This is a genomic window from Acinetobacter sp. YH12151 (genome assembly GCF_013418355.1).
GTDB classification, from domain to species: Bacteria; Pseudomonadota; Gammaproteobacteria; order Pseudomonadales; family Moraxellaceae; genus Acinetobacter; species Acinetobacter pseudolwoffii.
Window position 1 is genome coordinate 80551 of the sequence record NZ_VPCG01000010.1, and the last position, 11027, is coordinate 91577.

Genomic DNA, 11027 nt, shown 5'->3' on the forward strand with positions numbered 1-11027 from the left:
TATTAAGCAATATAATCCTGCTTGCGGGTGAAATCATCGCAGAATAATGGATTTAAGGCACATTGCAATTCATCGATCTGATCTTCGGTGACATAACCCTTGGATTTCAGATACTCTGCCACGCGATCATCTCGCAGGCTCAGGAAAGTCGCATCATAAACACCCAGATCGACAAAGAGTGCAGCCGTTTCCAGACTGTTAAAACGGTCCAGATAGACTTCATTGTCATACATCAGGAAGATATGATCATCGCGCGTGTTCGGATCGACATGTAAACGCTGCGCTAGCTCATGCGGGCAGGTTTTAATAAATAGTAAATCAGACAGCTCGTCAAACTGGCTGGTATCCAGACAGTTATCTTCGTTTTTGACTTTACCCAGCCAGGCCTTAAACACCAGGACGGCACCACCACGCAGCAACATGCTCCAGATCTGATGACGAGTTTGCGCCGGCAGATCCGCTGTTTCAGCTTCTAAAGACTGAAGCAGTTTGTCTTCCTGCTCGGCAATCCGTTCAAACAGACCCAGTCCTTGCGGCTTGTAAGCATAAGGTTCAAAGACATCAAAATGTAATTCATCAAAAACTTGCAGTGCCAGCGGGACTGCACTCTGATACAGCGTTTCCAGCGCCTGATACTGGGCATCATTCAGCTTGCTGTATTTAAAGATCTGTGCCCAGTCAATGCTTGGCAATAAGGCATTGGCGCCATATTGACGGTGGAACTGCTGGGCCTGATTCAGGCCATGGTTTTGATCTATGTTCATGTGAAGAACTCCGATATGCAGAAAGATCAGCTACCCAAACAATCAAGGCATGTATGAGATGGAAACTGATCGTTTCTTATTCCTCTATTTTTAGAGCCAAGCATAGCTGATAAAAAATACGACTAAAGTTATAGTGCTGGAAAATTACCCTTTAATTATGAGTTAAAACAAATAGATAATTAATTGTAAATAAGTGTACTGCTGTACAGGTACAGATTGGTCATTTTTTGCCATGGTGAATTAGAAAATGAACATTTTGGTCAATTTATTCGGCTGTATTTTCGGCATATTTGCTGCTTTTAGCACATTAGAATAAATTTTATGCAAGCTAGGTGATTTTCTGTGGCAGTTGAGTATAAAAAATGCCCATTTTAAGCTTTAAAATGGGCATTCATGAATGCAATACAATCTTAGGAATCAGAAATTTTCAGTCCGGATAACCATGATCGTAAGGATGCAGGTTTCAGTGGTTTTTTCAGCAATACAATATTCAGCTCTTTCAGGCGCTGTGGCAATTCCGGATCGGAATCGGCAGTAATCAGCGCCACCGGAACATCATTGCGGCGCTGTTCCAGAATAAAGTCTAAACCGATCTTGTTCTGATTGAGATGCTGATCGACCAGCCAGACCTGAATATTTTCCTGCTGAATCAGCCTCAATGCCTGCTCTGGTTCGGTGGCTTTAAAGACTTGATAACCCCATTTGCTCAACAAGGTCGCCATCCCTTCCAGAATGGTTTCATCATTATCCAGACACAGGATTTTAAACGCCTTGGTTTTTAGTGGTACGGCCTGAACAGGTGCAGCGACGACTTTGGGTGCTGCAATGACAGGCACTTCAATCATAAAACAGGAGCCTTTGCCCAGCGCCGAATACACATGCACAGGATAATCCAGCATGCTGGTCATGCGTTGTACGATGGCCAGACCCAGTCCAAGGCCCTGTTCACCCCATGGAGAGGTATGGCCGCAACGTTCAAACTCCTGAAACAGCTTGATACGTTGTTCTTCGGCAATCCCCGGTCCGGTATCCCAGACGCCAATGCGGATATGATTCGGTTTGGTACTGGAGCGTAAGACCCCGACCATCACTTTACCTTTGGCGGTATAACGCAGCGCATTACTGACAAAGTTCTGGATAATCCGGCGAATCCACTGTGGATCGGTATCAATCCAGAACTGCGCATCATGTACACTGAATTGAATGCCACGTTGTGCCGCAATGGATTTAAACTGCAGTTCCAGATCACTGAGCAGGTCATGTAGCGGATAGGCCTGACGTTTCGGCTGAATGGTACCGCCTTCCAGTCGGGCAATATCCAGTAGCGCAGACAGCATGCTTTCTGCACCATGCAGGGCACGATCTAGTTGCTGCAAGGTCTTGCGGTCTTCGTCATTTTGCACGCTTTGTTCCAAGGCAGTACTGAACAGACGCGCCGCATGCATCGGCTGCAACAGGTCATGACTGGCGGCGGCAATAAAGCGGCTTTTCGACATATTGGCTTTGTCGGCCTGTTCACGCGCCAGTTGCTGTTCGGACAAGGCATCTGCCAGCTGTTGGGTACGATCCTGAACCCGGGCTTCCAAGACGGCTTCATTTTCACGGAAGGCAGTAATATCGGCAAAAGTCGTAACGAAACCACCCCCTTCGATCGGATTACCACGCATCTGAATGACCCGGCCATCTTTACGAATCCGTTCAAATTCATGGGCACTGCCGACCTGCATCCAGTGAATACGCTTGCGGACATGTTCTTCGACCGAACCCGGCCCACATTCACCACGTTCGGCGTTATAACGGATCAGATCTGCGATTGGACAGCCGACATAGACAATATCGGTCGGATAATCGAACAGTTTCAGATACTGATTATTCCAGGCCACCAGACACATGTTTTCATCGACTACGCTGACCCCTTGGGTCATGTGATCAATCATGGTCATGATCAGATTCTGGTTAAAACGTTGCCATTGCGAGGCCTGATCGAGAATGTTGGCGACCTGACCCAAGGCCAGGCCATTATTGACCATGGCCGTGGTCAGCAGGGTACGTGCCGAAGCTGCCCCGATGGTACCGGCCAGATATTGTTCGGTAAAACGCCACCACATGCCATTGGCGCTGCTATTTTCATTCAGTTCGACACTGTTTTGGGTACAAAATTGCTGAAAAGCGCGGGTAGTGGGCCCTTCACCGGTAATGCGCTTGGCCAGGGTAATCAGATCGCCGACTTTTAAACGCGCCACATCCTGATGCGAATAACTGACTTCAGTTGAGGGACTCTGCGATGGCAGTGGCTTGGTTTCATAATAGAAGAAACTTTCAGCCTGAATCTGTTCGGCAATACTCGGACGGAAAATCCGCGAGATCCAAATATATAGGATTGTATTCAGGCCCAGTGCCCAGACCACCCCATGCGTCAGCGGATCAAACGATTCGAAACCGATCAGCGCTTCAGGACGTAACCAGTTCCAGCCAAAAGGGCCGTTAGTGAGCAGACTTTGGCTAAAGCGGTGATAGGCTTCTGGCAGGCTGCGCAGAATGGTGGGAAACAGCAGGGTATAGGACCACAAGGCAAAACCGGTCAACAGACCCGCATATACGCCCTGCTTACTACCACCGCGCCAGTACAGGCCACCGATCAGGGCAGGGGCGAATTGTGCTACCGCACTAAAGGCCAACAGGCCAAAAACAGAAAGCTGATCAATATCATTAAAGAAGTTGAAGAACAGGAAGCCCATTAACATCACGCCCAGAATACAGATCCGGCGGGTAAATTTCAGTACCAGTGGCAAGCGTTTATCATGTCGGGAAATCAGTTTCAAACGCCATAGCGCTGGCATAATCAGATCATTACTGAGCATGATGGAAAGTGCCACAGAAGACACCAGCAGCATCCCGGTAGATGCGGAAAAGCCGCCCAAGAATGCCAATAAAGTGAGCCAGTCCTGATTATAGCTGAGGGGTAAGGACAGGACCGCCACATCTGGAATTGCCAGATATTGCGGCGCCGCATGCAATGCCCAGCTGGCAATCGGAATAATCGCCAGCGTGGTCAGAATCAGATAAACCGCAAACCAGCGCCGTGCACCGCGGATATGTTTTTCATCACGCAGCTCCACCACTGCCACATGGAACTGGCGTGGCAGGCAGATAACTGCCAGGGCTGCCAGCAAGGTCTGAACCCAGAAACTTTGCGGAACCCCAAACAGCTGGACATCACGGAAGGTGGTACTGATATCTGTGCTGATCTGTGCCATATTTCCTGGTGCTTCAAACATAAAGAAACAGGCGACTGCCAGCAGGGCAAAGAGCTTGACAAAGGATTCAAAGGCCACGGCCAGCATCAGACCGCCATGCTGTTCAGTATTGGCAATCTGCCGGGTGCCAAAGATCATCGCCAGAATGGCCAGTACACCGGTCAAAAACAGCACCCCATTGGTGGTGTTGGCAATTCCGGCAGATGGTTCCAGAATGACTGCGGCACTCAGGGCAATGGCGCGTAGCTGTAAAGCCAGATAAGGCACAATCGCGACCACTGCCAGAATGGTGACCAGCGATGCCAGCGGGCCACTTTTACCATAGCGCGCCGCGACAAAGTCCGCGATTGAGGAAATCGCATGATGCTGTCGTACCCGTCCTAATCGGCGCCAGATATCATAACCGACGGCAACGAATAACAGCGGGCCAAGATAGATCGGCAGGAAAATAATGCCTTCCCGTACCGCAGCGCCGGTAGCGCCATAAAAGGTCCAGGATGAACAGTACACCCCTAAAGTTAAACTAAACAATAGCATGCGCCCACGGGTACTCAGCCGGCTGGCATGTTTTTCCCCGTAAAAAGCGCAGATAAAGAGCAATGCGATATAGAGGGCAAGTACCCCTATGATGAGCCAACTGTTCATATAGCCTGATGTGTGCTGAGCATGCCGCTATGATAGCGCATCATGAACGCTGCAGTTTAAATTGGTCATTTTTTAACGACCAAAGTCTAAATTACAAGAACATATGATTCTTGTTAAGTTGTAATAGTGATAATTCGAATTAAAAAATAGGCAGCCCAAGGTTGGGCTTCAGGAGAGTAATTATGGATGAGGTACAAGTAGATCGCATTCTACAAAATCCAAAATTCAAAGAAATGGTTGCCAAGAAAAGTCGTCTTAGCTGGACGCTTACGGCAATCATGTTATTCGTTTATGTCGGCTTCATGCTTTTGGTCGGCTATAACAAAGAGTTTCTATTGTCTTCACTTTCAGGTGGTGTGACCACGTGGGGTATTCCACTCGGTCTGGGCATCATTGTTTTGTCGTTTCTCTTGTGTGGTGTGTATTCCTACATTGCCAATAACAAACTGGATCAATTGACCGAAGAAGCAATCCGTGAAGTTGAAGCAATCGCTCATGAAAAAGGACCACGTTAAGATGAAATGGAATTCTCTTATTGCCCTGGCGACCACCCTTATGGCTTCAGGTATGGCTTTCGCTGGTCCTGACTTGGGTGCAGCAGAACAGCAACCAACCAACTGGCCTGCAATTATCATGTTTGTGATTTTCGTAGGTGCAACACTGTTCATTACCAAATGGGCAGCGAAACAAACCACCAGCACCAAAGACTTCTATACGGCCGGTGGCGGTATTTCCGGTTTTCAGAATGGCCTGGCGATTGCCGGTGACTATATGTCAGCAGCTTCTTTCCTGGGTATTTCCGCGATGGTGTTCCTGTCAGGCTTTGATGGCTTGCTGTATTCACTGGGCTTTATGGTCGGTTGGCCGATCGTATTGTTCCTGGTGGCAGAACGTCTGCGTAACCTGGGTAAATACAACCTGTCAGACGTAGTGTCTTTCCGTTTACAGGAAAAACCGGTACGTACCTTGGCTGCTTTAAGCTCGCTGGTTGTGGTGGCGTTCTATCTGATTGCACAGATGGTGGGTGCAGGTCAGCTGATCAAACTTCTATTCGGTCTGAACTATAATATTGCAGTCGTGATCGTTGGCTTGTTGATGATGGCCTACGTGATGTTCGGCGGTATGTTGGCAACCACTTGGGTACAGATCATCAAGGCGGTGATGTTGCTGTCTGGTGCAACCTTTATGGCATTCATGGTCATGAAAGGTGTGGGCTTCAGCTTTACCAACATGTTTGAACAGGCGATTGGTGTCTACTCAAAAGTACATGACTTGAGCCTGACAGATGCGACCAAAATCATGGGTCCGGGTAGTCTGGCGTCTAATCCGATTGATGCGATTTCTTTAGGTCTGGCATTGATGTTTGGTACAGCAGGTCTTCCACATATTTTAATGCGTTTCTTCACGGTAAAAGATGCTAAAGAAGCGCGTAAATCAGTCGTAGTTGCGACAGGTTTTATTGGTTATTTCTACCTGCTCACCTTCATCATTGGTTTCGGTGCGATTCTGTATGTATCGAACAACCCGCAATTCCTTGATGTTGCGAAAATGGCATTGACTGGCAAGCTGGAGCTGGTTGGTGGTAATAACATGGCTGCGGTGCACCTGTCTGATGCAGTGGGCGGCGACCTGTTCATGGGCTTTATTTCTGCAGTCGCATTTGCCACGATTCTTGCAGTCGTTGCTGGTTTGACCCTGTCAGGTGCTTCAGCAATTTCGCATGACTTGTATGCCAACGTTTTGAAGAAAGGCCAAACCACGCCTGAATCTGAACTACGTATGTCTAAGATTGCGACTTTAGGTCTTGCGATCTTCGCGATGATTCTCGGGATTCTGTTCGAGAAACAAAACGTAGCCTTCATGGTCGGTCTGGCGTTCTCGGTTGCAGCATGTGCCAACTTCCCGGTACTGGTATTGTCTATGTTCTGGAAAGGCTTGACGACACGTGGTGCAGTGATTGGTGGTGTTGCAGGTCTGGTAACCGCAGTAACCTTGATTGTGCTGTCTAAAGCAGTATGGGTCGATACTTTGGGTATTTCTGATACACCAGTGAACCCGTTCAATGGTCCTGCAATCTTCGCGATGCCATTGTCATTCTTCTGCTGCTGGTTATTCTCTGTGACAGATAATTCAGCACAGGCTCAAGCAGAACGCAAAGCCTTTGATGCTCAGTTTGTACGTTCACAAACCGGTATCGGTATCTCAGGAGCATCAGATCACTAAGATTTGATATCCTGCAAAAAAAGTCCCGTAAGGGACTTTTTTTATGCCCTTATGCTCCAAATTTTTTAGAGCAAGCGCCGTACTGAATTTGGGTGCGCTAGATTTTACTTTGATTTTTTCAATCTTTGCATATAAATCGTACAGCTATATACTGCTTTAATCATGCTATGTTAAGCCTGATAAAATAACAATACATGCGTGCATGACTAGACAAACAAGAAGGGCAGTATGAAGCAATCTTTGCAGCAGTTCTGGCACAGTTTTACCCATCTGCCCTCAGCATGGCTGCTTTGTTTACAATTGCTGATTTTGATCTTGTCCATGTTGAGTTATGAAAACCTGCCCTATCGGGCAATCACCTGGATGCTCGGTGTCCTGGTGTTACTGGTCATTGCCAAGGTCATTCGCCAGACGCCGATGTTTACCATTTTAGGACTCAGCTTTGTGGCCGGCGCAATTCTATTTTCTTCACTGATTGTTTTGGGCCTGCGCTATACCTGGGTCTATGTGACGGCGAATCTGTTTGAAGCCAGTGCATATTTTAGTGCTGCTTATGGCCTGTTGCGTTATATGTTTCATGACCGCTATCTTACCAAAGATGAACTCTTTGCAGCTGGAGCGGTATTTACCTTACTGGCCTGGGGCTTTGCTTTTCTTTATAGTGTCTGCCAGTTATGGGTGCCTTATAGCTTTTCAGATCCTGACTTGCAAGCCCATCAGCCTTGGCTAGATTTGATCTTTCTCAGCTTTAGTGTCCAGTCCGCCACGGGCTTGTCGGATGTGATGCCGGTCAGTCCGCTGGCACGGATGCTGGCAATTATCCAGATGTTTGTCGGGGTGATGTATCTGGCGCTGATTGTATCCCGCTTAATTGCCTTGCAATATATCGCACGTCTACCTCATAAAAAGAACGTGAAAAATAGAGAAAACCCGCCTGAGTAATGAAGTTCATCCTTTTATTGTATTGGTTACAGTAACTTAACGGCTTTATTTTGTGTAACATCCTAAAATAGCAGGAGATCTAGCTTCCATAGACTGAATCTGTCTGATCATTTTGACCTTACCAATAATTATTTGACGCTGTTTGTCGATCCAATTTTTAAAAAATGGAGGAGGTATGCCTTCCACAAAACCATCCTGGTTTGCCAATATCAATCCAAATGTTTTTATTAGTACTGTCGCCATTATTGCGATATTTTTAGCGTTGGTCGTATTTGCACCCGATGCTTTTTCAGTTTTCACCCAGCAACTGAACCAGTGGATTACCACCTCCTTTAGCTGGTTCTATGTATTGTCGGTGGCGATATTTCTCATCCTTCTGGTTTATATTGCCCTGTCAGACATGGGTAAAATCAAACTGGGGCCTGATCATAGTCAGCCTAAATATAGCAGTACCTCCTGGTTTGCGATGTTATTCACTGCAGGCATGGGCATCGGACTAATGTTCTTTGGTGTGGCCGAGCCAGTAATGCATTATGTCACGCCACCTGCCGGCGAGCCAGAAACGGTAATGGCTGCACAGCAATCCATGCGAGTGACATTCTTTCACTGGGGGCTGCATGCCTGGGCCATTTATACGCTCGTCGGTTTGTCGCTGGCGTATTTTGCTTATCGGCATCAACTCCCCTTAAAAATTCGCTCAGCCTTGTATCCGCTGATTGGCAAAAAAATCTATGGCCCGATTGGGGATGGGGTCGATACCTTTGCCACCATTGGTACAGTCTTTGGCGTAGCCACGACTTTAGGTTTTGGCGTGACCCAGATTAACTCGGGTTTGAACTATTTGTTTGGCATTGAACAGGCACCCAGTACTCAGGTCATTTTGATTATTGTGGTCAGTGCCATGGCGGCGACTTCCGTATTTTTTGGATTAGACAAAGGAATTAAACGTTTATCTGAACTAAATTTGGTACTTGCACTGCTGTTGCTGATTTTTGTTTTTGTGGCAGGTCCGAGTATTTATCTGTTACAGACGACTATTCAGAATGCCGGCCAGTATGTTTCAAATCTGTTCAGTATGACCTTTAATCTGTATGCCTATCAGCCAAGTGGCTGGATTGGGGGCTGGACCATCATGTACTGGGCCTGGTGGATTTCCTGGTCGCCATTTGTCGGGATGTTTATTGCCCGGGTCTCGGAAGGGCGCAGTATTCGTGAATTTATCGTGGGTGTATTGCTGATCCCGACTGGATTTACCCTGATCTGGATGGGCTTTATGGGCAATGCTGCGCTGTATAGCATTATGCATGAAGCCAATACCAGCTTGCTAGAAGCAGTTCAACGTGATTCCTCTGTGGCTCTATTCGAATTTTTAGCTAATCTGCCTTTCAGCTCAGTGACCAGTATCATTGCGACTTTACTGGTGATGCTGTTCTTTGTGACTTCTGCCGATTCAGGAGCATTGGTGACTGATTATCTGACAGCAAAAAGTGAAAATTCACCGACCTGGCAGCGTCTGTTCTGGACCGTACTCATGGCTTTACTGGCTATCATCCTTTTACTGGCAGGAGGCTTAGAGGCTTTGCAATCGGCCACGATCATGAGTGCTTTGCCATTTACCTTCATTATGCTGCTGATGTGCTGGGGATTAATCAAAGCCTTACATCTGGATGTCACCAAAATGCATGCGCTGCAAGCCGCACGGATTACCCCGCGTGCGATCCAGAATCCGCGCAGCTGGCAACAGCGATTAGGCCTGATTATGCATTATCCGCACACTCAGGAAGAGGTGCAGCAGTATATTCAAAATACAGTGAATAAGGCATTTCTCAGCTTTCAGAGTGAATTGAAACGGCGCCGATTACACGTGACGATTAGTCCGCTAGAAGACGGTATACAGCTCCGTGTTGATCATCAGGATGAAATTAATTTTATCTATCAGGTCAATGCGACCCAGACTTTAAGTCCAAGCTTTATGTCGGAGCCGGAGTGTGCAGGAGCAGACTCCTATCAGGCGGAAGTATTCTTGAGAGAAGGCGGGCAGAGTTATGACGTGATGGAATGGACGCAGGAAGATCTGCTCCAGGATATTATTGATCAATATGAGCGACATTTGCACTTTTTAAGTCTGGTGCGTACACCGGAATAAGCGTATCTAAATCTGAAAATCAAGCAATAATAAAAAAGGACGCATCAAGCGTCCTTTTTTCTATTCAGCATCTAATTGAAAATTAGAAACGGAATTTAGCATTTACGCCAACAGTTTGTGTGTCACGTACTTGTGCATTTTGCGCAAGATTTGCTTCGTAGTTAGCATTTACATAAGTTGCGCCAACTGCAACAGCAGGAGTGATGAAGTAGTTTACGTTCGCACCCCAAGCTTTGTCTGGAGAACCAGCATAGCTAGATTCCATATAAGATGCGCCAACGCTTAACTGTGGGTTAAGGAAAAGCGTAGTACCTAGGTTGTAGGCAGTGTCTTCACCATAAACCAAGCCACTTTCAAAACCAATTGACATGTTAGTACCGTCAATCGCGCCTACATATTTAGTGCGGGCAGTGATTGCGTCTTGGTCTTCATCAATTGTTTCAGATTCTAAGCCAGCTTTAACAACACCATTAGAAAGAATGTTGAATGCATCATAAGAAGTTTGGTCAGCAACGCTGGTATAACCCACAGCCACCAAGAAGTTAGGAGCAACTAAAGCACCTAGTTCTAATGCATAGCGGTCGCCATTGCCGTCTGCTTTACCCGCTTTGTTATCCGCGATGGTATGGCTATAAGAAGCGCTTGCATAAACAGGCACAACTTTAGTTGGGATATAAGTTTCACCTTTCACGCCGTAAGTATGATTTACAGTACGTGAACGTCCAGCTTCTTCTTGACCATTTTCGCCATAGCTATACGCTAGAGCAACATTAGATGCTTGGTTTAGGAAAGCAGCTTCAGCTAAAGGACCTTTAGAAGCATCTACATCTTTAAAGTAATAAGTACCTTGAACAGCGCCAGTGAAGTCTTTGTCATTTGCAGTGTTATCGATGTACTCTGACTGACCTTGAACTTCGAATTGAGGTGGTGTTTCAAAAAGTATGCTGAAACAAAGCAGGTTGAATTTTGATAAAATAGAGAAATGCGAATAACTCTAGAAATCAAATGTCCAACCTGCCTCAGTGACAGTATAAAGAAAAATGGCATCAA

Annotated in this window: 7 protein-coding genes; 4 read left to right on the forward strand and 3 right to left on the reverse strand. The window is 46.7% G+C overall.

What is annotated here, in order from left to right:
• Window positions 1-2 precede the first annotated feature (2 nt).
• Window positions 3-764 carry a hypothetical protein gene (locus tag FTU82_RS05745; protein WP_005095093.1) on the reverse strand — a complete coding sequence of 254 codons (762 nt, stop codon included), beginning with the start codon at window positions 762-764 and terminating at the stop codon, window positions 3-5.
• A gap of 410 nt (window positions 765-1174) precedes the next feature.
• Window positions 1175-4666, reverse strand: a complete 3492-nt coding sequence (locus tag FTU82_RS05750) for a PAS domain-containing hybrid sensor histidine kinase/response regulator (RefSeq protein ID WP_180001003.1) — start codon at window positions 4664-4666, stop codon at window positions 1175-1177.
• A 182-nt stretch (window positions 4667-4848) separates the two neighbouring features.
• Between FTU82_RS05750 and FTU82_RS05755 the strand changes: the two genes are divergently transcribed.
• The 4 genes from FTU82_RS05755 (at window position 4849) to FTU82_RS05770 (ending at window position 9977) form a co-directional block, all read left to right on the forward strand.
• Window positions 4849-5181 carry a DUF485 domain-containing protein gene (locus FTU82_RS05755; protein ID WP_004890697.1) on the forward strand — a complete coding sequence of 111 codons (333 nt, stop codon included), beginning with the start codon at window positions 4849-4851 and terminating at the stop codon, window positions 5179-5181.
• A 1-nt stretch (window position 5182) separates the two neighbouring features.
• Window positions 5183-6889, forward strand: coding sequence for a cation acetate symporter (locus FTU82_RS05760; RefSeq protein ID WP_180001002.1), 1707 nt, complete (start codon window positions 5183-5185; stop codon window positions 6887-6889).
• A gap of 228 nt (window positions 6890-7117) precedes the next feature.
• A complete protein-coding gene (locus FTU82_RS05765) occupies window positions 7118-7831 on the forward strand; it encodes an ion channel (protein WP_005095099.1) in 714 nt (237 codons plus the stop codon).
• A gap of 175 nt (window positions 7832-8006) precedes the next feature.
• A complete protein-coding gene (locus FTU82_RS05770) occupies window positions 8007-9977 on the forward strand; it encodes a choline BCCT transporter BetT (protein WP_180001001.1) in 1971 nt (656 codons plus the stop codon).
• A gap of 82 nt (window positions 9978-10059) precedes the next feature.
• Here the strand turns inward: FTU82_RS05770 and omp33-36 are convergent, their stop codons facing one another.
• A complete protein-coding gene (omp33-36, locus tag FTU82_RS05775; protein WP_180101125.1) occupies window positions 10060-10953 on the reverse strand; it encodes a porin Omp33-36 in 894 nt (297 codons plus the stop codon).
• Window positions 10954-11027: the final 74 nt, after the last annotated feature.